The organism is Pseudomonas sp. D3 (assembly GCF_029320995.1).
Classification (GTDB): domain Bacteria; phylum Pseudomonadota; class Gammaproteobacteria; order Pseudomonadales; family Pseudomonadaceae; genus Aquipseudomonas; species Aquipseudomonas paraveronii.
In genome coordinates this window covers 3,850,056-3,874,704 of the sequence record NZ_CP119772.1, presented here as the reverse complement: position 1 = coordinate 3,874,704, position 24,649 = coordinate 3,850,056, and the positions used below count along the sequence as shown (strand labels likewise).

22 protein-coding genes and 2 riboswitches are annotated in these 24,649 nt (G+C 59.3%); of the genes, 7 read left to right on the top strand and 15 right to left on the bottom strand.

The annotated features are described in order from the left end of the window. Positions 1-3: 3 nt before the first annotated feature. Both gspG and P3S72_RS17565 read left to right on the top strand, forming a co-directional pair. Positions 4-450, top strand: coding sequence for a type II secretion system major pseudopilin GspG (gene gspG, locus P3S72_RS17570; RefSeq protein WP_276193336.1), 447 nt, complete (start codon positions 4-6; stop codon positions 448-450). A 103-nt stretch (positions 451-553) separates the two neighbouring features. After that, the gene (locus P3S72_RS17565) at positions 554-898 is read left to right on the top strand and encodes a hypothetical protein (protein WP_276193335.1); all 345 of its coding nucleotides are present in this window, start codon (positions 554-556) and stop codon (positions 896-898) included. A 64-nt stretch (positions 899-962) separates the two neighbouring features. On the opposite strand, the gene P3S72_RS17560 is transcribed toward P3S72_RS17565, so the two are convergent. After that, positions 963-1,199, bottom strand: coding sequence for a hypothetical protein (locus P3S72_RS17560; protein ID WP_247399382.1), 237 nt, complete (start codon positions 1,197-1,199; stop codon positions 963-965). 227 nt (positions 1,200-1,426) lie between these two features. On the opposite strand from P3S72_RS17560, the gene P3S72_RS17555 reads away from it, so the two are divergent. Further along, positions 1,427-1,984, top strand: coding sequence for an NAD(P)H-dependent oxidoreductase (locus tag P3S72_RS17555; RefSeq protein ID WP_276193334.1), 558 nt, complete (start codon positions 1,427-1,429; stop codon positions 1,982-1,984). A gap of 94 nt (positions 1,985-2,078) precedes the next feature. On the opposite strand, the gene poxB is transcribed toward P3S72_RS17555, so the two are convergent. Then, the gene (gene poxB, locus P3S72_RS17550) at positions 2,079-3,803 is read right to left on the bottom strand and encodes a ubiquinone-dependent pyruvate dehydrogenase (protein WP_276193333.1); all 1,725 of its coding nucleotides are present in this window, start codon (positions 3,801-3,803) and stop codon (positions 2,079-2,081) included. Positions 3,804-3,880: 77 nt separating this feature from the next. After that, on the bottom strand, positions 3,881-5,113 hold the full coding sequence (locus P3S72_RS17545; RefSeq protein WP_276193332.1) for an NADH:flavin oxidoreductase/NADH oxidase family protein: 1,233 nt from the start codon (positions 5,111-5,113) through the stop codon (positions 3,881-3,883). A 70-nt stretch (positions 5,114-5,183) separates the two neighbouring features. On the opposite strand from P3S72_RS17545, the gene P3S72_RS17540 reads away from it, so the two are divergent. After that, positions 5,184-5,588 (top strand): MerR family transcriptional regulator, encoded by a 405-nt coding sequence (locus tag P3S72_RS17540; RefSeq protein ID WP_276193331.1) that lies wholly within the window; start codon positions 5,184-5,186, stop codon positions 5,586-5,588. Between the two features lie 428 nt (positions 5,589-6,016). Here P3S72_RS17540 and P3S72_RS17535 read toward each other — a convergent pair whose 3' ends face one another. The 6 genes from P3S72_RS17535 to P3S72_RS17510 all read right to left on the bottom strand — a co-directional run bounded on the left by P3S72_RS17535 (position 6,017) and on the right by P3S72_RS17510 (position 13,121). Further along, the gene (locus tag P3S72_RS17535; RefSeq protein ID WP_276193330.1) at positions 6,017-8,353 is read right to left on the bottom strand and encodes a DUF2235 domain-containing protein; all 2,337 of its coding nucleotides are present in this window, start codon (positions 8,351-8,353) and stop codon (positions 6,017-6,019) included. Further along, entirely contained in the window at positions 8,341-8,856 is a 516-nt protein-coding gene (locus tag P3S72_RS17530) for a DUF3304 domain-containing protein (RefSeq protein ID WP_276193329.1), read from the bottom strand. The genes P3S72_RS17535 and P3S72_RS17530 overlap by 13 nt, the downstream gene beginning before the upstream one ends. A gap of 65 nt (positions 8,857-8,921) precedes the next feature. Next, positions 8,922-9,689, bottom strand: coding sequence for a DUF4123 domain-containing protein (locus tag P3S72_RS17525; protein WP_276197947.1), 768 nt, complete (start codon positions 9,687-9,689; stop codon positions 8,922-8,924). A 464-nt stretch (positions 9,690-10,153) separates the two neighbouring features. Then, positions 10,154-10,873: an IS110 family transposase gene (locus tag P3S72_RS17520; protein WP_276193328.1), complete on the bottom strand. Its 720-nt coding sequence runs from the start codon at positions 10,871-10,873 to the stop codon at positions 10,154-10,156. Positions 10,874-10,984: 111 nt separating this feature from the next. Next, complete coding sequence (locus P3S72_RS17515) at positions 10,985-11,479, bottom strand: DUF934 domain-containing protein (protein ID WP_247397716.1); 495 nt, start codon at positions 11,477-11,479, stop codon at positions 10,985-10,987. Next, complete coding sequence (locus P3S72_RS17510) at positions 11,463-13,121, bottom strand: nitrite/sulfite reductase (RefSeq protein ID WP_276193327.1); 1,659 nt, start codon at positions 13,119-13,121, stop codon at positions 11,463-11,465. The genes P3S72_RS17515 and P3S72_RS17510 overlap by 17 nt, the downstream gene beginning before the upstream one ends. A gap of 422 nt (positions 13,122-13,543) precedes the next feature. Here P3S72_RS17510 and P3S72_RS17505 point away from each other — a divergent pair, with 422 nt between their 5' ends. Continuing rightward, a complete protein-coding gene (locus tag P3S72_RS17505) occupies positions 13,544-14,611 on the top strand; it encodes an ABC transporter substrate-binding protein (RefSeq protein ID WP_247397722.1) in 1,068 nt (355 codons plus the stop codon). On the opposite strand, the gene P3S72_RS17500 is transcribed toward P3S72_RS17505, so the two are convergent. Then, on the bottom strand, positions 14,608-14,826 hold the full coding sequence (locus P3S72_RS17500) for a DUF2970 domain-containing protein (RefSeq protein WP_247397725.1): 219 nt from the start codon (positions 14,824-14,826) through the stop codon (positions 14,608-14,610). The two genes, P3S72_RS17505 and P3S72_RS17500, sit on opposite strands and share 4 nt — an antisense overlap. A gap of 51 nt (positions 14,827-14,877) precedes the next feature. Then, positions 14,878-18,588, bottom strand: a complete 3,711-nt coding sequence (metH, locus tag P3S72_RS17495) for a methionine synthase (RefSeq protein ID WP_276193326.1) — start codon at positions 18,586-18,588, stop codon at positions 14,878-14,880. A gap of 164 nt (positions 18,589-18,752) precedes the next feature. Here metH and P3S72_RS17490 point away from each other — a divergent pair, with 164 nt between their 5' ends. Continuing rightward, on the top strand, positions 18,753-21,047 hold the full coding sequence (locus P3S72_RS17490; protein ID WP_276193325.1) for a fatty acid cis/trans isomerase: 2,295 nt from the start codon (positions 18,753-18,755) through the stop codon (positions 21,045-21,047). Between the two features lie 94 nt (positions 21,048-21,141). Beyond that, on the top strand, positions 21,142-21,726 hold the full coding sequence (nfuA, locus tag P3S72_RS17485; protein ID WP_003190728.1) for a Fe-S biogenesis protein NfuA: 585 nt from the start codon (positions 21,142-21,144) through the stop codon (positions 21,724-21,726). A gap of 247 nt (positions 21,727-21,973) precedes the next feature. Here nfuA and cobM read toward each other — a convergent pair whose 3' ends face one another. The 4 genes from cobM to P3S72_RS17465 all read right to left on the bottom strand — a co-directional run bounded on the left by cobM (position 21,974) and on the right by P3S72_RS17465 (position 24,084). After that, positions 21,974-22,720: a precorrin-4 C(11)-methyltransferase gene (cobM, locus tag P3S72_RS17480; RefSeq protein ID WP_276193324.1), complete on the bottom strand. Its 747-nt coding sequence runs from the start codon at positions 22,718-22,720 to the stop codon at positions 21,974-21,976. Positions 22,721-22,790: 70 nt separating this feature from the next. Beyond that, complete coding sequence (locus P3S72_RS17475) at positions 22,791-23,183, bottom strand: cobalamin biosynthesis protein (RefSeq protein WP_276193323.1); 393 nt, start codon at positions 23,181-23,183, stop codon at positions 22,791-22,793. Beyond that, positions 23,180-23,884: a CbtA family protein gene (locus P3S72_RS17470; protein ID WP_276193322.1), complete on the bottom strand. Its 705-nt coding sequence runs from the start codon at positions 23,882-23,884 to the stop codon at positions 23,180-23,182. The genes P3S72_RS17475 and P3S72_RS17470 overlap by 4 nt, the downstream gene beginning before the upstream one ends. Before the next feature lie 11 nt (positions 23,885-23,895). After that, the gene (locus P3S72_RS17465; protein WP_276193321.1) at positions 23,896-24,084 is read right to left on the bottom strand and encodes a CbtB-domain containing protein; all 189 of its coding nucleotides are present in this window, start codon (positions 24,082-24,084) and stop codon (positions 23,896-23,898) included. A 95-nt stretch (positions 24,085-24,179) separates the two neighbouring features. After that, positions 24,180-24,390, bottom strand: a riboswitch (cobalamin riboswitch). Positions 24,391-24,431: 41 nt separating this feature from the next. After that, positions 24,432-24,632, top strand: a riboswitch (cobalamin riboswitch). The last annotated feature ends 17 nt before the right edge of the window (positions 24,633-24,649 follow it).

Here is a 24,649-nt window from a genome sequence, read left to right as displayed (position 1 = left end):
AGAATGCCTGTACCAATCGCAGTCGGTCACATGCGTACCCAAGGCGGCTTTACGCGGTGGGCAGTGCTGGTGGTGCTTGTCATCATCGGCTTGTTGGCCCTGGCGGTGGGGCCGCGGCTGTTTGGTGAGATGGCCCTGACAGAAATAGCCACGGCCAAGGCCCAGGTCGCCTTGCTGGGCAAGGCCGTCGAACAGTTCCATCAAGACACTGGCCGTTATCCGACCGATCAGGAAGGCCTGGGTGCATTGATCACGCCGCCTGCCGCCGACGCGAAATGGAAAGGTCCCTACATCAACGAGGAGCTGCTGACCGATCCCTGGGGAGTTGCCTATCAGTATCAGTATCCGCCGAGCCAACCCCAGCTCCCGTTCGACCTGTTCTCATTCGGCAAGGACCGGACGTTGGGCGGTGTCGGGGATAACAAGGATATTGCCTACGGAGACAATTGATTCATCTGGCATTACCCATCGACCTGATTAGAATGGCTCGTCTGATCATCAATGACCAATGCCGGTTACCCGGCACTTACAACAAAAACAGGTCTGGTCTCAAATGCCGATGCCCGCGAAACTTTTCGGGGTAACGGCCAGGCAACTGCTGGTCCTGGTGACCGTGGGGTGCGTGGCCGCTTATCTCTTGAGCAATCCTGACGACACTACGCCCGAAAACCTCGCGCTCGATGCGTTCATCCGTTCCCAGGAACAGGTGGGCGCGCAGGTGGGTACGGTGCTGGGCATCACGCTGGTCAGGCAGGTGGTGGCGTATCCCGCGTATGGTACGCAGGGCTACAAGCGCTTGATGTATGCCGTAGAGGGCGAGAAGGGGCGACTGATGGTCACGCTCAAACAGATTGAAGGGGACCCTGGGATTGAAGTGACGGAGGTTCGCCGTCCGTGATCGCCCGGCCCAGTCAATGCCGTCAATGGCCAGGACTGAGCTGGTACGCTCGGGGGGATCAAGCTTATTGCGCGCGGATGGTTTCCGATTCGCGGACGATAATGGTCCCCGACTGAATCAATCTGAATTCATCGCCGTCCAGTTTTTCTACACGGTCGCCAATGGCCAGCTTGTAGGTTGTGGTGGGCGCCGAGCCAGCCAGGCCGTCTAACGGCGGGATGGATTCCTGGAACTCATGCACCGAATAAACGCGACCTTCCGCGTCTCTGGCATGGAACTGTCCGACAAGTACTGCTGCCATCTGTTTAGAACCTCTGGAGATAAACACTCGATTTGCGGTTCTGTAGACCGTCATGGAGCGGGGTAGTTTACCTATGGAAAAAAAATACTATTCGCTGAGGTTTTCAGACGCTTCCTACGCGGGTGATTGCGAGGCAGACGCCGGTGGGGATAGCAAAACCTTCTGGTGAACGCGCCGCGAAGTCTCTATAACTACACACTCCTTTAGTCAAACGTCGGGAAACCTCAATGAGCAAGGTCTACACGATTGCCGTCCTGGTTGGCAGCTTGAGAAAAGAGTCGATCAACCGCAAGGTCGCCCTGGCATTGGCCGAACTGGCCCCCGCCAACCTCACATTGAACATTGTCGAAATTGGCGATTTGCCGCTCTACAACGAGGACATCGACGGGGCATCACCGCCCGCAGCCTACAGTACTTTCCGTCAACAAGTGCGTTCATCCGACGCAGTGTTGTTTGTGACCCCCGAATACAACCGCTCCGTGCCCGCTCCGCTGAAGAACGCCATCGATGTGGGCTCGCGCCCTTACGGGCAAAGCGCCTGGAGTGGCAAGCCGGGGGCGATCATCAGTGTCTCGCCGGGGGCGATTGGCGGCTTTGGCGCCAACCACCATCTGCGCCAGTCCCTGGTGTTCCTCGATGTGCCGTGCATGCAGCAGCCTGAAGCCTATCTGGGGGGCGCGGGCAATGTGTTTGATGAGGCCGGCAAACTGTCGGAGAAAACCAAGCCGTTTCTACAGGCGTTTATCGATGCCTACGGCAAGTGGGTAGAAAAACAGCACGGCTGATAAACGCTGGCAGCCCGCGATAGCGCCGTATCAGTGGAAGCTGTATTCACTGAATCACCGCAATCGCGGGCAAGCCCGTTGCCCTATGTTCAAATCAGCGCAACCAGTTGGTACGCGCCAACTCGATCACTTCATCCCCGCGCCCGCTCATCACCGCCTTGAGCATGTACAGGCTGAAACCCTTGGCCTGCTCCAGCTTGATGCTGGGTGGCATCACCAGTTCCTGGGTCGCCGTCACCACGTCTACCAGCACCGGGCCGTCATGGGCCAGGGCGCGGCGCAGGGCCGGTTCGAGGTCTTCGGATTGCTCCACGCGAATCCCCAGGATGCCCATGGCATTGGACATGGCCGCGAAATCCGGGTTTTTTAGCTCGGTGCCGGTGTCAAGGTAGCCGGCAGCTTTCATTTCCATGGCGACAAAGCCAAGTGACGCGTTATCGAACACGATGACTTTCACCGGCAGTTTCAACTGCGCCAGCGAGATGAAATCCCCCATCAACATGGTAAAACCGCCGTCGCCGGACATCGATATGACCTGCCGCCCAGGGAAGGCCGCCTGCGCGCCGATGGCCTGGGGCATGGCGTTGGCCATCGAGCCGTGGTTGAACGAGCCGATCAGGCGCCGCTTCCCATTCATCTTCAGGTAGCGCGCCGCCCACACGGTGGGCGAGCCCACGTCGGCGGTGAAGATCGCATCGTCGTCGGCCAGTTCGCTGAGCAGGCGCGCCACGTATTGCGGGTGAATCGGCCGGTTGGCCTTTGACGGTTGTGCCAGGTCGTCGAGGCCCTGGCGGGCTTTCTCGTAGTGCTTCAAGGAGGTTTCGAGGAAGCTGCGGTCGGTCTTGCGGGTCAGGTGCGGCAACAATGCGTCGAGGGTCTCGCTCACGTCAGCGGCGATGCCCAGGTCCAGCGTGGCGCGCCGGCCCAGCGCCTGCGGGTTGCGATCGACCTGGATGATCTTCGCGTCGGTGGGGTAGAACTGGCGATAAGGGAAGTCAGTGCCGAGCATGATCAACGTGTCGCAATTGAGCATGGCGTGGTAACCGGAGCTGAAACCGATCAGACCGGTCATGCCCACGTCGAACGGGTTGTCCCATTCCACATGCTCCTTGCCGCGCAAGGCGTGTACCACCGGCGCGCCCAAGGCATCGGCCAGGGCCACCACTTGGGCATGGGCGCCGGCGCAACCGCTGCCGCACAACAGGGTGGTTTTCTGGCTGCTGTCGAGGATTTCGCGCAGGCGTTGCAGGTCCTGTTCTGCCGGCAGGGTGCGCGGCGCATGCAGGGGCGGCCAGGGTTTTAGCGTGTCTTCCACTTCCAGCAGCGACACATCCCCGGGGATCACCACTACCGCCACGCCGCGGTTGAGGATCGCCGAGCGCATGGCCCGATGCAACACTTGGGGCATCTGCTCGGGGTTGGTCACCAGTTCGATAAAGTGGCTGCACTCCTTGAACAGTTCCTGGGGATGGGTTTCCTGGAAGTAGTTCAGGCCGATTTCCGAAGACGGAATTTGTGCGGCGATGGCCAGCACCGGCACGTGGTTGCGATGGCAATCGAACAGGCCGTTGATCAAGTGCAGGTTGCCCGGCCCGCAGCTGCCGGCGCACACCGTCAACTCGCCGGTGGCGGCAGCTTCGGCACCGGCGGCGAAGGCGGCGACTTCTTCGTGGCGCACATGCATCCACTCGATGCTGTCCATGGTGCGCAGGGCGTCGGTGAGGCCGTTGAGGCTGTCGCCGGTCAGGCCCCAGATGCGCTTGATGCCCGCCTGTTCAAGGGTGGTCGCCAATTGCTGGGCCAAGTTGATTTTCGCCATGAAGAACTCCAATCGTCAGTGAGGTTAAAAACTGCTGATCAGTAGAGGACAGTTCGATCACGGCGAATGCTCCGTGCTTAATGTGAAGATTGCGTCATGGTCGTGCGGTACTGGCGAGTGCGCCGGGCGATAAACCATTGGTCGCGGAGCAGCGCCATGCAGGGCGCGACGTTGGGGTTGGGGCGCTGGCCGCGGCTCAGGCGGCGCATCTGGTCACGCACCACGGCCAGGGTGGCGAGGGCGGCGAGAGGCTTGCGCTGCCAACTGATCGGTTTCAGTTGCGGATTGAGGTCGCGCCCTTCGCGCCAGTGTTTGATCAGTTGCGGTTCCAGGGTCAGGGCGGTGGCAATGCCGGCCATGGCGATCCCGCTGTCCAGGACTTGCTGCACCACCGGCAGGCGACGAATGCCACCGGTCACCATCACGGGCATTTTGGCGATGGTCGCCAGTTCGCGGGCCATTTCCAGGAAATACGCTTCGCGTGCCAGGGTCCGCCCGTCCCGGGCTTCGCCTTGCATGGCCGGTGCTTCGTAGCTACCGCCGGACAGCTCCAGCAGGTCGATGGGGAGCGGATTCAACAACTCGACCACGGCGCGCGCATCGTCTGCGTCGAAGCCGCCGCGCTGGAAGTCTGCCGAGTTGAGTTTCACCCCCACGCAAAATGAGGGGCTGACACTGGCGCGAACGGCCTTGATCACTTCAAGCAGCAAGCGCGCGCGGTTTTGCAGGGCGCCGCCCCAGTGATCGGTGCGTCGGTTGCTCAAGGGCGAGAGAAATTGGCTTAGCAAGTAGCCATGCGCGCCGTGGATCTGCACGCCGCTAAACCCCGCTTTCTCGGCCAGGCGCGCGCTGCTGGCAAAGCGCGTGATCACGTTCTGTATCTGGTCTTCGGACATGGCCCTGGGCTTGGCGAACATTTTCGAAAAACCACCCAGGTCGAGGGCTACGGCGGAAGGCGCCAAGGCTTGCTGGCGCAGGTTGGCCGGCGTCTGGCGCCCCGGATGATTGAGCTGCACCCAGAAGTGCACGCCCTTGTTTCGTCCGATGGCCGCCCATTCGCGAAAGCTGTCGAGCTGCTGCTCGTCTTCAAGGGCCACGCCGCCGGGGCCGGTCATTGCGCGGCGGTCGATCATCACGTTGCCCGTCAGCAGTAAGCCGGGCTCGCCATCCGCCCAGGCCTGGTACAGCTGCTTCAATTCACGGGACGGCGCTTGTTGGGCGTCCGCCATATTTTCCTCCATCGCGGCCTTGGCGATACGGTTGGCAAGGACTTGGCCGTTGGGCAGTTGCAAGGGTTCGAAAGGTGACATGGTTGACTCCTGAGCGGGTGAGGCCTCAGGCTAAGATTAAAGTTAACTTTAATGTCAAGCAGGCGTGACGATGAATATTGGCGAACTGGCAAAACAGAGCGGGCTGGCCGCGTCGCGTATTCGCTTTTATGAAGCCGAAGGGTTGATCAGCCAGGTGGGGAGGCAGGCCAACGGCTATCGGCGTTATGCACCCGAAGCGCTGCAAACCCTGCAACTGATCCAGAGCGCGCAACAGGCCGGGTTTACCTTGCAGGAACTCAAGGCATTGATGCCGGCCCCGGGGGAGCACAAGCGCGAGGAACTGATTGAGGCGTTGGAGCGTAAGGTGCAGCAGATCGAAGGGATGCAGGCGCAACTGGCGCACAGCAAGGCGCAGTTGCTGGGCGTGATCGAGGCGGTGCGGGCGCAGCCGGAAGGTGTGCCGTGTTCCATGGGGCAGAAGCAGGTGCTGGCGTCGATCAAAATCGATGTATAAAAACCAGGCGCCGGATAGATTTAGGCAAGCCAACTAACCATCACTGATCAGCATTGCAAAAAAGGGGGTGACCATAGATTTTCGACTTTTGCGTCGGGTCGCATCATGAGGTGCTGGCTCCGGAAAGGAATCGGGAGCACAGCATCGAAGATCAGGTGACGGCTTTGAATGTGGGGTTTATGGAGCGCTTACAGACCAATAGCGCCTGTCGTTTGATCAATCAGCATCTGCTGGAACACCCTCAACTGCTCTGGCCAATGTTGGTACGGACGGAAGGCTGGCTGTGTAGCCGAGAACAGTTGCGGGCGGAATTGGGTGGGAAGCGAGAAGGTGCAGGTCGATTATCAAAACCGTCAGTTGAAGTTGGAACTGAGGTTTGTAGGGTAATCGACCAGAATGATTTATTTTTTTTCGCGTCTTAAACGACACTATCCGTGTTCGAACAAGCTGCCCGTCTTGCGCAACATGGCTGTAGTTCGTTCCATGCGTCGGGCAAAGTCATCCAGTTCAATCTGATGCTTCTGCTCCGACGCGATCTGACCCACATGGCTGCTTGGTTGCAGGAGTTGTTCCGCGCCAGGCAAGAACGGTACCACTAGGCCAGTGGCCTTATCGATCACCTGGTAGCCGATGGTCGCCGCCCCAATGCCCGCCGCCAGTCCGCCAACACCACCTAATACACCACGGCGCTTGATGCCATACACCGTAGCCCCGGCAATCATCGCCACGCCCAATATGCGACCGGCCACTACGACTGGGGACAGATCACGGCTATTGTCATTGCCGAAATAGGTCATGCGGTAAAAGAAATAACCGGCCCACAACTCCCTCGACTTCAACTTGTCGTGCATGAACCAGGCCCGCGAGTCGTGTATCTGGTCATCGAACAACGCCACCAGTAGGGCCATCTCAGGGTCTGCACTGGACGTGCCTTGAGCATCACGGAACAGTTGCTTACTGCGCAGATCACCTGCCGTCTTGAGGGCGTCATGGTCCTTGGACTCGTCATTCTCGTTAAGTAAATAGATCGCATCGCGTAACACCACGTCGGTCACCGTGCCTTGCCAACTGGATTGCTCACGCTTCTGGCCGGTGTAGTCAGACTTGAATTCCTCGGCAGCTTGGCTGAGTTGGGTCTGATCAATCTGCGGCTCATAGATCCGTGGGCCGGGATACTGAGGGTTATCCCGCCGCATTTTCACGGCATCAGCCTCGTCTTTTTTATACTGTTCGCGTTCAGTAGTTTCCTGATAGGGCGCCGCCTCTTTGGCTTGGGTGAAAAAAGGCTGGCGCTTATAGCTGTCGTTATTACCTTGAGGATCATTGACGTAACGACCAATACGCCAACCGGTGATCCAGCCCAGTTGATCGGCCAGGGTGTCTTCTACGGTGGTGTTCAGACGCAGCGGCTTATAGGCCGAGTCCTCGACGGATTCGTCAGCCGCAATACCTGGTAGGGTTTTGAGGCGCCAGGCGTTGAAGCGCTCAATCAGTTGCTGACTGACCACAAACTCTGAGGAAGTCCCAGGCCCCATTTTTCGCCACAACCTCTCCGAGCTATTATTAAACGTGTCCGGCAGTACCTCTTCCGGTACTTGCAGAGGGGCACCCGCTGCAAAAGCAGCGGCATATAAGTCGTGCAAGACAATCTGCGACACCAGCTCATGGGTACCTTCACGAGCTTTGCCCTGGTCATTTTTCGGGTAGCCGCCGCCCACATCCGAGTGCACACCGGGGTACACCACTTCGTAGGTATTGGCCGGATACTGGCCGTTTTCGTTACGAATCGAGTCCAACGGAAAGCATGAGCGTTGCTCGAAGCCCGCGACAAAATGCCGACAACACTTGACCAGTTCCGGGAACCGCTGCGCATCCGGTAGCAACTGGGTGTTATCGGCCCAGTCCATATGCCCAGCAAAGAATGGGGCTACATGGGCAATACCCACCGAGGCCACCGTGTCCAGCACGCCAAGAAACTCGACGCTGACAGGTAAGCCCAACAGTTGCTGTTTTGGCAGTTCGTCCCCTTCTGGGGTGTCGAACAACTGACTCAACCAGGTAACAAAAGTGCGAGCCTCTGCCGCTCCCCGAGAGAAACCGTACACGTACAGTTTGACCGCCAGCACTTTAGGTTGGGCCTCGTCCTTGCGAGCTTGTAAAGGGGCCAGCAGCTCTTTCATGATTCGGCGGCGATTGCCTTCACCCAGGGCACTCATCAGCGGTGCCTTCCAGGTGCTCATGGCCTCGACCTTGGTCTTGGCGACAATGTCATCAATTCCGGTTTTATTGTTCAGAGCATAAGATAACGCGCTGGCCACCTGTACCAAGGCCCAGTTGATCCGGTCTTCCCCCCCAGTGGCATATTGCAGCCCGCTATCGCTGTAATCCAGTTCGCCAACTTCGGGGAATGGCGTGCCGACACCGGGCATGTAATACGAAAAATAACCCTGCCCCATCGCGTCTTTACCTCGTAGTGAGGCATGAAACAGCTTGGCGATATTAGTGGGATGACCATCCTGGGTGTCGCTCTTTTCGTTATTGTTGGTGCCATCGAAAAACAGACTGATATGCAGGCTATGACAACACGTAAAACGCTGTGTGCGACGCCCTTGAACGTCACGTTTTTGTTGAAACCGATTTTGCTCAGTAATTTGCTTATTGTAGTTATCTGTCACATCCGAAGTTTTCGTCGGAAAACGCCCCGCAGCAGGAAAAACTGGCGGCCCCCAAGCTTTGTCTTTTGAATTATTGTTCACTTCGGACATACGGCTGGCTCCTTCATTTGAGAGGGTTCTTTAATCGGGTAATACTCTGAGTTAAATGCCCAGCATGAGCTCGTAACCTTGATCTGGTTACAAACCAAAAAGTGCACCTTCAGGCCGCATCGCTCCGTTCCAGGCCACTCTGGAATATCCACGTTGGTGCTGTGGCGCTGATAGTTGGCTGCATGTTTGGCATAAACCTCTCTGAACTCATCTGATGTTACAGAGGGCATTTTTGCAGACGGCTCGGGATCGACCTCCCATTCAATCTGGGCCTTTAAGCCAGGACGCCATTTGACGGGCATGATGATGCAACACGAGTTTCCACCACCACCGTCCGCTCGGTAACCATTGACCGACATCCAGTTAATACCGTGCATGGTATGGTTGATGGCTTGCAGGTTTCCCCCAGCCATTTCATTGTTCGCTGAAGAACACCCAGATAACGCGAATCCCAACAAGTAAAACGAGACTTTTTGTATTATTTTTTTTATTGTCGATTGCATTGCTAGTAACTTCCCTGCTGATTGCCTTGAACGCGTAAATCATTAAAGCCACTTGTGCAAAGTGGCTATCCAGGCAACTTGGTTCCGCTTAAGTTCTGTTTCACATACTCGGTCAAATCGCCGAAATAATTTTCCTGACCCGCTTGCACAATAAGTGAGTGAATCAACGCGAAACGCCGCTCTCGGCTCTCATCCAGGAAATCAAAGTTTTTGCCATTTAACAGTTGCTGTGCATCGCTGATACAACCAAGCAGGTCAAATTGTTGATCGTTAATTTCCACGAAGGGAGTGACTTGGATATTGCTCTGATGGGTAAGCCTCGTGCCTTGTAACCACTGCGGCTGGTTATCCCGATCAAGCCAGCCCCAATAAGCAACGGCTTGCAGAAACTCGGCGCGCTGCTGATCGGTGAGGATCGAGGACATCAGCAGGGGAAAGATGCGTGAGTCGTAATACCGTAACAAACCGGTTTGTCCACCCCAAGCCAATTGCGAAAACCCTTGCAGGGTTTTACTCAAAACTTCGAAGGGCAATGACGAGATCACCACCATTAGGCGACCATCGGTGGCATGCTCCACCAACTGGTCCAGCCAGGCCTTATGTTGCCACTGCGTCAAGTCTAGACGCATCAACAGAGGGGCCTGATCCAACAGGTTTTGCTCTGGCGTGCCGGTGAACAACGAGAACCAGGGGACTTCTGGCGTTAGCATCTCCAAGGCAGGCACAGCACGGTGGCCCCATCCTGCTTGGTCGAGCAGTAGGTCAATCTGGCTTATGCCAATGTGGGCGCAAACATGTTCGATCTGTTCTTGCCATTGATTGGGCATCGTCATATCCATATTCCCTCGATTAATTATCGCGGATCAGTCCAGTCGAGGTTCTCGCGTCGGCGGGCAGACGCTCAAACGATGCGCCAAAGGCTGCACACATAAAAATCGAGAGTAAATAGGACATTTCCCAAAGATGGGAGCCTAGTCATGCAAAATATTTCATGGCGATCACACTGGAAACTACTCCCTGACGCAATTGCCACAAAGCAGCACTGATGTACTTAGCGTGTCAGAAAGTCGATGAATGCGAGTCGCATATTTTTCAAGCGCGAACCGTTACAAGTAGGCAGAATTTTGGCGGTTCATAACCACCAGTGCGGTGGTTCACTATCACTGGAATAAGTGGCTCACAACCACTGGAATACACAGTCAGTATCTTCGCCAGGCCGGCGTGCCGTTCACATCATCTGTTGTTCAGCTATCGCAAAACCTGAAGGGTGAATCGTGGTACTGCAACAACCGCAGGATCAGGCGCTCAAGGCGTCTGGCCCTGCTTCATATTGCGTATGGTGAGCGGCTATCGCCCAAGCGATACGCGCCAGTTTGTTAGCCAAGGCACAGGCCACGATATTCGAATGTCGTCGATCCGCCAGTTCTTTATCCAGCGCTTTGATTTGCTCATCCAGGTAGACGAAGTGATCGTGTAGGCGTTGTAACAATACCGTCAGACGAACGGGTAATTCATGCTCGGCCAAGACGCTCGCCAAACGCTTCATGATGGCCAATCCCTTGGGCAGGCTGATGCCAAACTCCAGCAGGAAACCGTGCATCTGATTAGCCGTTTTGGTGCGCTCACGCACCAACGATTCGCGCATCCGATGCAGCACAGACAGGGTTTGCTGAGATTCGGTTTTAGGCGTAACGAAGCGCATGGATGGACGAGAATCGGCTTCGCAAATCGCCTTAACGTCGACAAAGTCGTTTTTGTTGTCCTTGATGAAGGGACGAACAAACTGCGGAGAGATCAGCTTGGCCGTATGCCCCATCGCCATCAGTTGGTGAGCGACAAAATGCGACCCTGCGCAGGCCTCCATCACCACAACACAGCTCGGCACATTGCCGAAAAACCGCATCATCTGCGCCCGTGAGCATTTTCTGCGAAAGACCTCGCGGCCCGACTTATCCTGGCCGTGCAGGTGGAAAGTGTGTTTACCGAGATCGATACCGATCAGCGCTGACTCGCTCATGATAATGGCCTCCGAAAACAAAACACCCCGTGAAAGCGTAGCCCTCACAGGGTGTTGGGGGTGACCATCTCATTAGCCCTGGTATGCCAGGGCTTTTCACTGCGCTAACGCTTAACGTCGACGGAACAGCGGCAGCGGTTCGTCCGTTGCAGCCTGGTAGGTCACGGAGAAGTCCTTGAGGCTCTCCAGCGCTTCATACGGGTCTTTGTCGGCGCGCAGGGCGAAGGCATCGAACCCGCAGCGGTGCAGGTAGAACAGCTGGTCGCGCAGCACGTCGCCAATCGCGCGCAATTCGCCCTTGTAACCATAGCGGTCACGCAGCAGGCGCGCGTTGGAGTAGTTGCGCCCGTCGGTGAAGGCCGGGAAGTTCAGGGCGATGACCTGGAAGTGAGCCACGTCGTCACCGATCTCTTCGGCTTCTTCATCGGCGTCCAACCACACACCCAGGCCGCCGTCGCGGGCCTTGAGCGCATGGCCGTGCTCGCGCCACAGGGCCAGCGGCACGATCAGGTCGTCGCAGTTGGAGATGCCGTCGAAGGTCGCGTCCTTGGGCAACAGGTGCCAGGTTTCGTCGACGACTTCGTTGTTCTTAATGATTCGCTGCATAGACGCGCTCCTTGAACAGGTCAATGCCGATGCGCTGGTAGGTGTCGATGAAACGCTCATCTTCGGTACGCTGCTCGATGTACACATCGATCAGTTTGCCGATCACCTCGGGCATGGCTTCCTGGGCGAAGGATGGGCCGAGGATCTTGCCCAGGCTCGCATCGCGGCTGGCGCTGCCACCCAGGGACACTTGGTAGAATTCTTCGCCTTTCTTGTCCACGCCCAGGATGCCGATGTGGCCGACGTGGTGGTGACCACAGGCGTTCATGCAGCCGGAAATGTTCAGGTCCAGCTCGCCGATGTCGAACAGGTAGTCCAGGTCTTCGAAACGGCGCTGGATCGATTCGGCAATCGGGATCGACTTGGCGTTGGCCAGGGAGCAGAAGTCGCCGCCCGGGCAGCAGATGATGTCGGTCAGCAGGCCGATGTTCGGTGTGGCGAAACCACCTTCGCGCAGTTCGCCCCACAGGGTGAACAGTTGGCTCTGCTCAACGTCCGCGAGAATGATGTTCTGCTCGTGGGAGGTGCGCAGTTGACCGAAGCTGTAGCGCTCGGCCAGGTCGGCCACGGCGTCCAGCTGTTTATCGGTGATATCGCCGGGGGCGACGCCGGTAGGCTTGAGCGACAGGGTCACGGCGATATAGCCCGGCTTTTTGTGCGCCAGGGTGTTGCGTGTACGCCAGCGGGCGAAGCCTGAGTGCTGCTGGTCGAGCGCGGCGAGTTCGGCGTCCTGATTGCTCAGGGCCTTGTACTCGGGGTCGACGAAGTGCTTGGCCACACGGTGGACTTCGGCTTCGGTCAGGGTGGTCTGGCCGCCGCGCAGATGTTCCATCTCGGCGTCGACTTTCTGGGCGAACACCTCAGGGGTCAGCGCTTTGACCAGAATCTTGATCCGGGCCTTGTACTTGTTGTCGCGACGGCCGTAGCGGTTGTAGACCCGCAGGATCGCGTCGAGGTAGCTCAGCAGGTCCTGCCACGGCAGGAACTCGTTGATAAACGCGCCGACTACCGGGGTACGACCCAGGCCGCCACCCACCAGTACACGGAAGCCCAGCTCGCCAGCGGCGTTGTGGACCGGCTCCAGGCCTATGTCATGCACTTCGATAGCCGCACGGTCCGACGTCGAGCCATTGATGGCGATCTTGAACTTGCGCGGCAGGTAAGCGAATTCGGGGTGGAACGTGGTCCATTGGCGGACGATTTCACACCAGGGGCGCGGGTCGATCAGCTCGTCGGCGGCAACCCCGGCGAACTGGTCGGTGGTCACGTTGCGCAGGCAGTTACCGCTGGTCTGAATGGCGTGCATCTGCACGGTGGCCAGTTCAGCCAGGATGTCCGGCACATCTTCCAGCGCCGGCCAGTTGAACTGTACGTTCTGGCGGGTACTGATGTGGGCGTAGCCCTTGTCGAAGTCACGGGCAATCTTGGCCATCATGCGCGTCTGGCGCGACGTCAGTTGGCCATAAGGCACGGCCACCCGTAGCATCGGCGCAAAGCGCTGCACATAAAGGCCATTTTGCAGGCGCAGAGGGCGGAACTCTTCTTCGCTCAGTTCACCTGCTAGGTAGCGTCGGGTCTGATCACGGAACTGCTTGACGCGGTCCTCGATGATGCGCTGATCGTATTCGTCGTATACGTACATATAGGTCCTGTTCTCGGCAAATCTGCGCGCACGGCCGCGCACTCCCAACGGAGCCGGGGCACGATACCAGTTTGCGTTTATGCGCAAAAGTGATGTTTGAGTATATGCAAAGAACCAAATCGACTAATGGGTACGATTTTTAGCATACCCACATTTGTCATGCGGGCAATCATCGACTTTACTGTGGGCGAGTCTTAATGCAATCACCTATAAAACTGACAAGAGGCGATGCGATGAGCAATTCGACAAAAGCCCGTAAACCCGACAGTACTGTGGACGCCTGGGCCATTCTATTCCTGATCATTCTCGTGGTAGGGACTGCGGTGTTCTGGGTCGGCCACCAATAAAGACCGTTGACTGAGCCTCGAATGACTGTCTGATTGCCAGTATCATGGCGGCCAATGTTCAAGGCTTAAATAATAATGTTGAAGGTTTTGTTTACATGCGTGTGGTTGCTGGGGCCGGCGTTTTGCGGAGTGGTCCAGGCGGCGTCGGTGGTGTTTCTCAACCCGGGCATGTCAACGGAAACCTTTTGGGTCAGCTATACGCAATTCATGCAGGCCGCAGCCAAGGACCTCGGCCTGGATTTGCGTGTGCGCTATGGCGAGCGCGATCCCCGCAACACGCTGGAACAGGCCCGAGAGGTGCTGCAAAGCAGCGAGCGGCCCGATTACCTGGTACTGGTGAATGAGCAGTATGTTGCACCGCAGATTCTGCGCATGGCCCAGGGCAGTGGGGTCAAATTGCTGATGGTGAACAATGCGCTGACCGCCGACCAAGTGCGATTGTTCGGGGCCCACGATGGCATCAATTTGATTGGCAGTCTGGTAGCCGACGACGAACAGGCTGGCTACCTGATGCTCAAGGACATGTTGCGCCAGCGCGGTCGAGTTGCACCCGGCGAATCCCTCGACCTGTTGGCATTTTCCGGCATCAAGACCACCCCCGTTGCCCTCTTGCGAGAACAAGGCATGCACCGAGCGCTGGCCGAACATCCCGAGGTGCGCCTGCGTCAGTTGGTCTATGGCGAGTGGAGCCGCGAGCGCGCCTTCGAGCAAGCGACGCAGTTGTTCAAGCGCTATCCGCAGACGGCACTGGTGTGGTCGGCCAACGATCAGATGGCGCTGGGTGCTATGCAGGCGTTCCAGGACAGCGGGCGGTTGCCCGGCAAGGACGCGCTGTTCAGTGCGGTCAACAGCTCGCCGGAGATCTTGCGCGAGCGTCTAAGCGGCCGGTTGTCGTCCTTGGTCGCCGGGCATTTCACCGTGGGTGGGTGGGCCATGGTACTGATCCATGATGATGCCAAGGGCGTGGACATTGGCGCCCATGGCGGGCGCGACCGCCGTGAGGCGCTATTCCAGCTGATCGATGCCGCTCAGGCGCGGCGATTGTTGGGGCCCACACCGACGGTGAATTTTCGTGCACTGTCCGCCGTGGGCAAGCCCGCGTCCTATCGCTATCCCTTCAGCATGCAACTGCTGATGCGCTAAACCCCGGCCAGCAGCAACACCAGCTTGACGATGCCGAACAGGGTCAAGGCAAACACCGCCGTGAACAGAATGCCCAGAACCACAAAGTGGCTGGGCTTGCCATGGGTGAAGTCGCGGGCGCGGTTCTTGCCGCTCTGTACGCCAAAGGCGGCGGCGACGACGCTGTGTAGCATCTGCCACAGGGTAGGCGGCTTGTTGTTGGCTGGATCGTCCATACGTGCCTCGGCACAAGGTGTGTGAGGCAAGCATAGACAATCTGCGCGTGCTTAGTTGTCGTAACCCAGGTTCGGTGCCAACCAGCGCTCGGTCACGGCCAGATCCTGGCCTTTACGCGCGGTGTAGCTCGCCACCTGGTCTTTGTCGACCTTGCCCACGGCGAAGTATTGCGCCTGCGGGTGGGCGAAGTACCAACCGCTGACCGCTGCCGCCGGGAACATTGCGTAGTGTTCGGTGAGGAACACGCCGCTGCGACCGGCCTGCATCTCGCGGGCCTCGGGGTCCAGCAGTTGGAACAAGGTGCCTTTCTCGGTGTGGTCGGGGCACGCCGGGTAGCCGGGGGCAGGGCGGATGCCGCTGTACTGCTCTTTGATCAGCGCCTCGTTATCCAGTTGCTCGTCCTTGGCATAACCCCAATAGTTTTTGCGCACCTGCTGGTGCAGCCATTCGGCGCAGGCTTCGGCCAGGCGGTCGGCCAGGGCCTTGACCATGATCGAGTTGTAGTCGTCGCCCGCGTCCTGGTAAGCCTTGGCCACTTCCTCGGCGCCGATGCCGGCGGTGGTGATAAAACCACCCACGTAGTCGGTGATGCCGCTGTCTTTAGGCGCGACAAAATCGGCCAGGGAGAAGTTCGGCTTGCCGTCGGTCTTGATGATCTGCTGGCGCAGGTGGTGCAAGGTTGCCTGGGGTTTGCCGTCTTCGCCGTAGACTTCCAGGTCGTCGTCCTTCACCTGGTTGGCCGGCCAGAAGCCAAGCACCGCACGAGCGCTGATCAGCTTCTCGTCGATCAGCTTGGCGAGCATTTCCTGGGCATCGGCATACAGCGCGGTGGCGGCTTCACCCACCACTTCATCGGTGAGGATGCGCGGGAACTTGCCGGCCAGGTCCCAGGAAATAAAGAACGGGGTCCAGTCGATGTATTCGGCCAGCACCTTGAGGTCGATGTTGTCCAGCACCTTGGCGCCGGTAAAGGTCGGCGTGACCGGCGTGTAAGTGCTCCAGTCGAATTGCGGCTTCTTGGCGATCGCTGCCGGGTAGCTCAGGCGTTCGGTGCGCGCGCTGCGGTTCGAGGTGCGCTCGCGGACTTCGATGTATTCCAGGCGGGTTTTCTCGACGAAACCGGCCTTCAACTCCTTGGACAGCAGTTGCGTGGCCACGCCCACCGCGCGCGAGGCGTCGGTCACATAGATCACGGCATCGTTGCTGTACTTGGGCTCGATCTTCACCGCCGTGTGCGCCTTGGAGGTGGTGGCGCCGCCGATCATCAGCGGCAGGTGGAAGTCCTGGCGCTGCATTTCGCGGGCGACGTGGACCATCTCGTCCAGGGACGGCGTGATCAGGCCGGACAGCCCGATGATGTCGCACTTCTGTTCCTTGGCCACCTGCAGGATCTTCTCCGCCGGCACCATCACGCCCAGATCGACGATGTCATAGCCGTTGCACCCCAGCACCACGCCGACGATGTTCTTGCCGATGTCATGCACGTCGCCCTTCACTGTGGCCATGAGGATCTTGCCCTTGGCTTCCGGCTTGTCGCCTTTCTCCAGCTCGATGAACGGGATCAAGTGGGCCACGGCCTGTTTCATGACGCGTGCAGACTTGACCACCTGGGGCAGGAACATTTTGCCGGCGCCAAACAGGTCGCCGACGATGTTCATGCCGGACATCAGCGGGCCTTCGATCACTTCGATCGGGCGCGCGAACGACTGCCGGGATTCTTCGGTGTCTTCAACAATGTGCGTGGTGATGCCTTTGACCAGCGCGTGTTCCAGGCGCTTGTTGACTGGCCAGCCGCGCCATTCCTCGGTTTCGGCTTCTTTGACGCTGCCGTCGCCCTTGTACTTGTCGGCGATGGCGAGCAGGGCGTCGGTACCTTCCGGGGTGCGGTTGAGCACCACGTCTTCTACTGCATCGCGCAGTTCGGCGGGGATCTGGTCGTAGATCTCCAACTGGCCGGCGTTGACGATGCCCATGGTCAGGCCGTTGCGGATCGCATACAGCAGGAACACCGAGTGGATCGCCTCACGCACCGGGTTGTTGCCACGGAACGAGAACGACACGTTGGACACGCCACCCGACGTCAGCGCATACGGCAGCTCGTCGCGGATATAGGCGCAGGCGTTGATGAAGTCGACCGCGTAGTTGTTGTGCTCTTCGATACCGGTGGCGACCGCGAAGATGTTCGGGTCGAAGATGATGTCTTCCGGCGGGAAGCCGACTTCATTGACCAGGATGTCGTAGGAACGTTTGCAGATCTCTTTCTTGCGCGTTTCGGTGTCGGCCTGGCCGGCTTCGTCGAAGGCCATCACCACCACGGCCGCACCGTAGCGTTTGCACAGCTTGGCGTGATAGATGAACTGCTCGACGCCTTCCTTCATGCTGATGGAGTTGACGATGCCCTTGCCCTGGATGCACTTGAGGCCGGCCTCGATCACTTCCCACTTGGAGGAGTCGATCATGATCGGCACGCGGGAGATATCCGGCTCGCCAGCAATCAGATTGAGGAAGGTCACCATGGCCTTCTTCGAATCGAGCATGCCTTCGTCCATGTTGATGTCGATCACCTGGGCGCCGGCTTCCACCTGCTGCAGGGCGACTTCAAGGGCTTCGGTGTAGTTGTCTTCGCGGATCAGTCGGGCGAAACGCGCGGAACCGGTGATGTTGGTGCGTTCGCCGACGTTGACGAACAGCGACTGGCGATCAATGGTGAACGGCTCCAGGCCCGACAAGCGGCAGGCCTTGGGGATGTCCGGGATCTGGCGCGGTGCGTAACCGGCCACCGCGTTGGCGATGGCTTCGATATGCCCCGGCGTGGTGCCGCAGCAGCCGCCGACGATGTTCAGGAAACCGCTCTGGGCGAATTCCTCGATGACTTTGGCGGTTTGCGCCGGCAATTCGTCGTACTCGCCGAATTCGTTGGGCAGGCCAGCGTTGGGGTGCGCGGACACATAAGTGTTGGCCTTGTTCGACAGCTCTTCGAGGTACGGACGCAACTCGCTGGCGCCCAGGGCGCAGTTGAGGCCCACGGAAATCGGCTTGGCGTGGCTGACCGAGTTCCAGAACGCTTCGGTGGTCTGGCCCGACAGGGTGCGGCCGGAGGCGTCGGTGATGGTGCCGGAGATCATGATCGGCAGTTCGAAGCCCAGTGCCTCGAACACGCCCTGCACGGCAAAGATCGCCGCCTTGGCGTTGAGGGTGTCGAAAATGGTTTCGATGAGGATCAGGTCCGCGCCGCCTTCGATCAGGCCCTTGGTGGCCTCGGTGTAGTTCTCCACCAGTTCATCGAAGGTCACGTTGCGGTAGCCGGGGTTGTTCACATCCGGCGACAGCGAGCAGGTACGGCTGGTCGGGCCGAGCACGCCGGCGACGAAACGCGGCTTGTCCGGGGTCTCCAGGGTCTTGGCGTCGGCCACCTTGCGCGCTACACGGGCGCCCTCTACGTTCAGCTCGTAGGCGAGCGACTCCATGCCGTAATCGGCCTGGGACACTTGCGTGGCATTGAACGTGTTGGTTTCGAGGATGTCGGCGCCGGCATCCAGGTACGCCTTCTCGATGGAGGCGATGACGTCCGGGCGGCTGAGCAGCAACAGGTCGTTGTTGCCCTTGACGTCGCTAGGCCAGTCGGCAAAACGTTTGCCACGGTAGTCCTGTTCTTCCAATTTATAGCTCTGGATCATCGTGCCCATGCCGCCGTCGAGGATCAGGATGCGTTCCTTGAGGGCTTGGTGGAGGGCTTGCAGACGAGCGCTACGATCGGACATGGGACTACTCTGGTCAGGCATTACGGAGGGCGTGGATCATAGCAAACCTGTGTGGATTTGGAGCATGTGCAGGTTTTGCATGAATATCGTTCATGTTGGTGTGGGGGTTAGGCCGGTAGAATCCGCGGGATTTTATATTTTGGCTTTGTATCGGGACCAGGCTCATGCCGTATCGCATCATCATCAGCTTCGCTCTGTTGCTGATTGGTAGCACCGCACAGGCCCAAGATTCCGCCCCGGCGATTTCCTACACCCGTGATATCCAACCGATCTTCACTGAGAAATGCGTAGCGTGCCATGCCTGCTACGACTCGGCCTGCCAGTTGAACCTGGGCAGCGGCGAGGGCGCGGCCCGGGGTGCCACCAAGGTGTTGGTCTACGATGGTGATCGCAGTCAGGCGACCAAGCCGACTCGCCTGTTCTATGACGCGTTCGGCAAGGCCGCCTGGCGGCGCGAAGGCTTCAGTTCCGTGCTCGATGCCCAAGGCAATCAGGCCGCGCTGATGGCACGGATGCTCGAACTGGGCCACCGCCGCACGCCGTTACAGCCCAATGGCAAGCTGCCGGACGACATCGTGCTGGGCCTGAACCGCGAGAACATGTGCCCGCTGCCAGGGGAGTTCGACGCTTACGCCGACGCGCACCCCAATGAAGGCATGCCGCTGGCGGTGACCGGCTTGAGCGACCAGCAGTACCAGACCCTGCGACGCTGGCTGGCCTCTGGTGCGCCGATTGACCAGCGAGGCGTGGCGCCAAGTGCCCAGGAAGCCGCACAGGTGCTGCAATGGGAAAACCTGCTCAACGCCCCCGGCGCCCGCGAAAGCCTGGTCGCCCGCTGGCTGTTTGAACACCTGTTTATCGCGCACCTGTATTTCGAAGGCGGTGAGCCCGGGCATTTCTTCCAGTGGGTCCGCTCGCGCACCCCCAGTGGTCAGCCGATCGACCTGATCAATACCCGTCGCCCCAACGACGATCCCGGTACCCGGATCTACTACCGGCTGTGGCCGGTACAAGGGGTGATCGTCCATAAGACCCACATCACGTACCCGCTCAGTGCCGCGAAAATGGAACGGGTCAAAGCCTTGTTCTACAGCGGCGACTGGCAGGTCAGTGCCTTGCCGGGCTACGGTCCCGGCCGTCGGGCCAACCCGTTCGAGACATTCGAGGCGATTCCGGCCCAGGCGCGCTACCAGTTCATGCTCGATAACGCCGAATTCTTTGTACGCACCTTTATCCGCGGCCCCGTGTGCCGTGGGCAGATCGCTTCGGACGTGATCCGCGACAATTTCTGGGCGCTGTTCCAGGCGCCCGAACACGACCTGTACATCACCGATCCGCTCTATCGCGGCAGGGCCACGCCGTTGCTGGCGATGCCCGGGCAGAACGACGACGTGGGCAGTGTGCTCAGCCTGTGGCTCAAGTACCGTGACAAGCGCAACGAGTACGAAGCGCTGCGTCAGTACCGCTATGGCGAGTTGCCTGCGCCCGGTTGGTCGACCCTGTGGGCCGGCAACGACAATGCGTTGTTGAGCATCTTCCGTCACTTCGACAGCGCGTCGGTCAATAAAGGCCTGATCGGTGAAGTCCCGCAGACGCTGTGGTTGTTCGATTATCCGTTGCTGGAGCGCACCTATTACCAATTGGTAGTCAACTTTGACGTGTTCGGCAACGTCTCCCATCAGGCCCAGACCCGCTTGTACTTTGACCTGATCCGCAATGGCGCCGAACAGAACTTCCTGCGCCTGATGCCGGCCAATTCGCGGGACGATTTCCTCGACGATTGGTATCAGAACGGCGGCAAGGTCAAGTTGTGGATGGACTATGAGTCGATCGACGACGATAAACCCACCGGCCTGAAGCTGAATGAAAAGGACCCGAAACGCGATTTCGTCAATCAGTTGCTGGCCCGTTACGGCGACCTCAATGCCAGCCCGGACCCGCTCAATCGCTGTGTCGGCGCCTACTGCTCGCGGCCGGGCCTCGAACCGGTGCTGCGCGATGCCGAGCAGGCCCTGAGTCGCCTGACATCACGCCCGGCGGCGGGGCTCAAAGTTATCGACCGATTACCGGAAGCGACCATGCTGCGCATCGAAACCCGTAGCGGTCATCGTGAGGTCTACAGCCTGCTGCGCAACCGTGCTCACAGTAATGTCGCGTTCATGCTGGGTGAGGCTTCTCGCTATCAACCGGGCCTGGACACGTTGACGGTCTACCCCGGCGTGCTGAGCAGTTATCCGAACTTCATATTCAATATCCCGGCCGAGCAAGTGCCGGCGTTCGTCGCGGCCATGGAAAATGCCCGGGACGCCCAGCACTTCGAGAAAGTCGTCGATCGTTGGGGCATACGCCGCAGTCATCCGCAGTTCTGGGAGTACTTCCACGATCTGTCGACCTACATCCGCGAAACCACGCCGGTGGAAGAAGGTGTGCTGGATATGAACCGCTATGAAAACCTCTAACGGCGATGGCGAGGCTTTTCCGACAAAATTACTGGGGCTTTGTATCTGCGTAATATTTTGGCGTAAACTGCCAGCAAGCCTGTGAGGAGTTTCCATGACTGCCATAACCATTACCGACGCCGCCCACGATTACCTGGCTGACCTGCTGTCCAAGCAGAACACCCCGGGTATCGGCATCCGCGTCTTTATCACCCAGCCTGGCACCCAGTACGCCGAGACGTGCATCGCCTACTGCAAGCCAGGCGAAGAGAAGCCGGAAGATACCGCGCTGGGGCTGAAAAGCTTCACCGCGTATATCGATGCCTTCAGCGAAGCGTTCCTCGACGACGCGGTGGTCGACTACGCGACCGACCGTATGGGCGGCCAATTGACCATCAAGGCGCCGAACGCCAAGGTGCCGAACGTCAATGCCGACAGCCCGGTCAACGAGCGTATCAATTATTACCTGCAGACCGAGATCAACCCGGGGCTGGCCAGCCACGGCGGGCAGGTCAGCTTGATCGACGTGGTGGATGACGGTATCGCCGTATTGAAGTTCGGCGGCGGCTGCCAGGGCTGCGGCCAGGCGGACGTGACCCTGCGTGAAGGCATCGAGCGCACCTTGCTCGAGCGCATTCCGGAGCTCAAGGGTGTACGTGATGTGACTGACCACACGCAGAAAGAAAATGCCTACTACTGAGTAAGGCGTTCACTGCGAACTAAAAAACGGCGCCCCGTGAGCGCCGTTTTTTTATTTAATTTCAGTTGGTTACGACTTTTGTCTAACGCTAAAGATTAAGTGTGGGAGGGGGCTTGCCCCCGATAGCATCCTGTCAGTCTACTTATTAAGCGACTGATACACCGCTATCGGGAGCAAGCCCCCTCCCACAGTTTCTATATTTATTTATTTAAAACAGCGTGTTGATAACAACATATGATGTTTTAGATTAAGGTCGGTACAGGTGCGCATGCCCGGCCCGATACAGCGACGACGCGCTGAAACTGTCACTCGCCAGCACCCGACCCACCACAATCAACGCCGTGCGCCTGAAGCCCTTGGCCGCGACCTTTTCGGCGATGTCCGTCAAGGTGCCGACGGCCCAATCCTGATCCGGCCAGGTCGCACGGTGCACCACGGCAATCGGGCAATCCGCCCCGTAGTGCGGCAGCAGTTCGGCAACGATCTTCTCCAAGTGATTGACCCCCAGGTGAATCGCCATGGTCGTGCCGTGGCGGGCCAGGCTGTCGAAGTCTTCACCGGCAGGCATGCGGGTTTTGTCCGCATACCGGGTGAGGATCACGCTCTGGGCGATGTCCGGCAGCGTCAGTTCGGTCTCTAGCAGCGCTGCGCAGGCCGCTACGGCGGTGACCCCGGGGATGACCTGGAACGCAATGCCCAACTCGCGCAACTGCCGGATCTGTTCGCCAATCGCCCCATACAGGCTTGGATCGCCGGAGTGGACCCGCGCCACATCCTGGCCCTTGGCATCGGCGGCCTTGATCACATCGATGATCTGTTCCAGGTGCAGTTCGGCGCTGTTGACCACCTGTTCGGCCTGATGGCCTTCCAGTACCGCCGCCGGCACCAGCGACCCCGCATAGATGATCACCGGGCAACTGCGGATCAGCCGCTGGCCTTTGACGGTGATCAATTCCGGGTCGCCGGGGCCGGCGCCGATGAAGTAGACGGTCATGGAGAATTCCTGTGGAAAAGCGGGCGAGCATGAAGATTGCTCATGATCGGAAGCGGCGATTATCGCGATTTCAGTCGGCGCAGGCCAATGCCAACGTGGCTCGGGCGGACTTTTTGCGCGGGATCAGCAAGCGGGCAGGGGCGCCGCTGAGCTGTTCGGCCAGGGCCAGGGCAGCGCTTTCGGCGATGCCGTAACAACCGGTATGGGCAAAGGCGACGGCAGACCTATGGCTCAGGCGGCCTTCATACACCGCCAGTTGCGCGGCGCTGAAGCACTGCAGTGGCAGGTTCAAGGCTTGCGCCAGAGCAAGCAAGCCCGGTTCGTCTTGCTTGCGATCAATGCTGGCCAGCGCCGTGATGCGGTGGCGCTCGATACCGCCCTCGGCGAGGGCGGCGTCCAGCAGGTCGAGCAGGGCTTGCAGCGCGCAGCCGCGCTGGCAGCCCAGGCCGACCACCAGGTTCATGCCGAGTATCGATCGTCGCGATTACGGCGAAACAGCCAGGCGCTGATCAGGCCCAACGCCAGCCAGAACGCGACGTTGGTCAGTTGCGAGGCGATCTTGAACTGCGCTTCCAGAGCCTCAGGGGCCAACATCGAATGCACTTCAGGTTGCGGTGCGCCAATCACATGAGGCACCACGAGGATCGCCGCGCCCAGCGCTTTGAGCAGCCAGTTGCCTCCGAATACCAGCAGCGCGATACCGGCTGCGGTTGAGGCCGCAGTGCCGATCCACCAGATCTGCCGTTGCGCCAGGTCGGCGGCGGCAGTGCCCGGCAATTCCGGTGGCAGGCCCAGGGTTGGCGCCAGGACAAAGGTCGCGTAGCCGGCCAGGCCCCACAGCAGCCCTTGAGCCGTGCGGGTCGGCGCGCGCAGGGTGTAGAGACCGGCGAGCATCAGCGCGAAACCGACCGCCACCACCAGGTTGCCGCCGGTGGTGGACAGCACGCGTTGCCAGCCGTCTTCCGGTTCCCAGGCTTCGGCGTCATGGGTGTGCGCGGTTGTACCGGCGGCGTGCTCATGCACCACTTCCGTCGCGGCCGGGGCTTTTTCAAAGGTTTCCGCCTGCATGATCAGCGGGGCGACCCAGAAACTTTGCAGCAAGGTTAGCAACAGGGCGGCCAGCAGCCCGCTGAAACCTGCGGTTTGCGCAATACGCTTGATCATGTCGGCAGCTCTCAATGGCACGGGAACGCGGCGCTGTGGCGGGTATCGTGGGCGGCGTTGTGTACCGCTTCGATATGCGAGAACCCAGCGAAATACACCAGGCACGCGCCGAGGATCGACGCGCCGATGGCGGCGCTCAAGCGTTGGCTCAGGGTGGTGGTGCTGCTGGCGGTATGCGAGGTGCTGCTGATGATCGACATGGCGCGTCCCTTCAGGGTTTCAGGGTGACACGAGCGCATGAAAACCCCACGAGCCAGGCACGCAGAATTCAAACAGCGCCCGCCCACCGCGGGTTTGTTGGATGATTTTTTCGGGCCGGTCTCCGGGCTTGCGAGGGGGCTCTTGAACTGAGTCCTGAAAGCATCGCCTTCCCATGCACAAAGCACAGTGGCTGTGACGCTTCGCTCGCTTACCGTTGCGGGGGCAGCACCGGACTGGTCATATCGCTATGACTCACCGGTTTCCCGTTTCACCCTGTGAGGGGCACCCGAAACAAGGTGAGTAGGAAAGCATGCAGGGCGACGGTAGTCAAATTGACCGAGCCCCTGTAGCCTTGCACCTTCGAGGTTCTTCGGCCCAGGCCGAAGCTAAGAAGGGAACGCGGTTCAAGCCGCGGCTGCCCCCGCAACTGTGAAGGGTTTATCTGACTGCCACGCCACTGCCATCAAGGCGGGAAGGCGCAGCCAGCGCCGGTCGCAAGACCCGCAAGCCTCAAGCCAGGAGACCTGCCTCGTAACCGATTTTTCAATTCAACCGGGCGGGGTG

Excerpts from the sequence above, each read along its gene's own strand:
- gspG (WP_276193336.1), top strand. The coding sequence starts at position 4 with ATGCCTGTACCAATCGCAGTCGGTCACATGCGTACCCAAGGCGGCTTT.
- P3S72_RS17565 (WP_276193335.1), top strand. The coding sequence starts at position 554 with ATGCCGATGCCCGCGAAACTTTTCGGGGTAACGGCCAGGCAACTGCTG.
- P3S72_RS17560 (WP_247399382.1), bottom strand. The coding sequence starts at position 1,199 with ATGGCAGCAGTACTTGTCGGACAGTTCCATGCCAGAGACGCGGAAGGT.
- P3S72_RS17555 (WP_276193334.1), top strand. The coding sequence starts at position 1,427 with ATGAGCAAGGTCTACACGATTGCCGTCCTGGTTGGCAGCTTGAGAAAA.
- poxB (WP_276193333.1), bottom strand. The coding sequence starts at position 3,803 with ATGGCGAAAATCAACTTGGCCCAGCAATTGGCGACCACCCTTGAACAG.
- P3S72_RS17545 (WP_276193332.1), bottom strand. The coding sequence starts at position 5,113 with ATGTCACCTTTCGAACCCTTGCAACTGCCCAACGGCCAAGTCCTTGCC.
- P3S72_RS17540 (WP_276193331.1), top strand. The coding sequence starts at position 5,184 with ATGAATATTGGCGAACTGGCAAAACAGAGCGGGCTGGCCGCGTCGCGT.
- P3S72_RS17535 (WP_276193330.1), bottom strand. The coding sequence starts at position 8,353 with ATGTCCGAAGTGAACAATAATTCAAAAGACAAAGCTTGGGGGCCGCCA.
- P3S72_RS17530 (WP_276193329.1), bottom strand. The coding sequence starts at position 8,856 with ATGCAATCGACAATAAAAAAAATAATACAAAAAGTCTCGTTTTACTTG.
- P3S72_RS17525 (WP_276197947.1), bottom strand. The coding sequence starts at position 9,689 with ATGACGATGCCCAATCAATGGCAAGAACAGATCGAACATGTTTGCGCC.
- P3S72_RS17520 (WP_276193328.1), bottom strand. The coding sequence starts at position 10,873 with ATGAGCGAGTCAGCGCTGATCGGTATCGATCTCGGTAAACACACTTTC.
- P3S72_RS17515 (WP_247397716.1), bottom strand. The coding sequence starts at position 11,479 with ATGCAGCGAATCATTAAGAACAACGAAGTCGTCGACGAAACCTGGCAC.
- P3S72_RS17510 (WP_276193327.1), bottom strand. The coding sequence starts at position 13,121 with ATGTACGTATACGACGAATACGATCAGCGCATCATCGAGGACCGCGTC.
- P3S72_RS17505 (WP_247397722.1), top strand. The coding sequence starts at position 13,544 with ATGTTGAAGGTTTTGTTTACATGCGTGTGGTTGCTGGGGCCGGCGTTT.
- P3S72_RS17500 (WP_247397725.1), bottom strand. The coding sequence starts at position 14,826 with ATGGACGATCCAGCCAACAACAAGCCGCCTACCCTGTGGCAGATGCTA.
- metH (WP_276193326.1), bottom strand. The coding sequence starts at position 18,588 with ATGTCCGATCGTAGCGCTCGTCTGCAAGCCCTCCACCAAGCCCTCAAG.
- P3S72_RS17490 (WP_276193325.1), top strand. The coding sequence starts at position 18,753 with ATGCCGTATCGCATCATCATCAGCTTCGCTCTGTTGCTGATTGGTAGC.
- nfuA (WP_003190728.1), top strand. The coding sequence starts at position 21,142 with ATGACTGCCATAACCATTACCGACGCCGCCCACGATTACCTGGCTGAC.
- cobM (WP_276193324.1), bottom strand. The coding sequence starts at position 22,720 with ATGACCGTCTACTTCATCGGCGCCGGCCCCGGCGACCCGGAATTGATC.
- P3S72_RS17475 (WP_276193323.1), bottom strand. The coding sequence starts at position 23,183 with ATGAACCTGGTGGTCGGCCTGGGCTGCCAGCGCGGCTGCGCGCTGCAA.
- P3S72_RS17470 (WP_276193322.1), bottom strand. The coding sequence starts at position 23,884 with ATGATCAAGCGTATTGCGCAAACCGCAGGTTTCAGCGGGCTGCTGGCC.
- P3S72_RS17465 (WP_276193321.1), bottom strand. The coding sequence starts at position 24,084 with ATGTCGATCATCAGCAGCACCTCGCATACCGCCAGCAGCACCACCACC.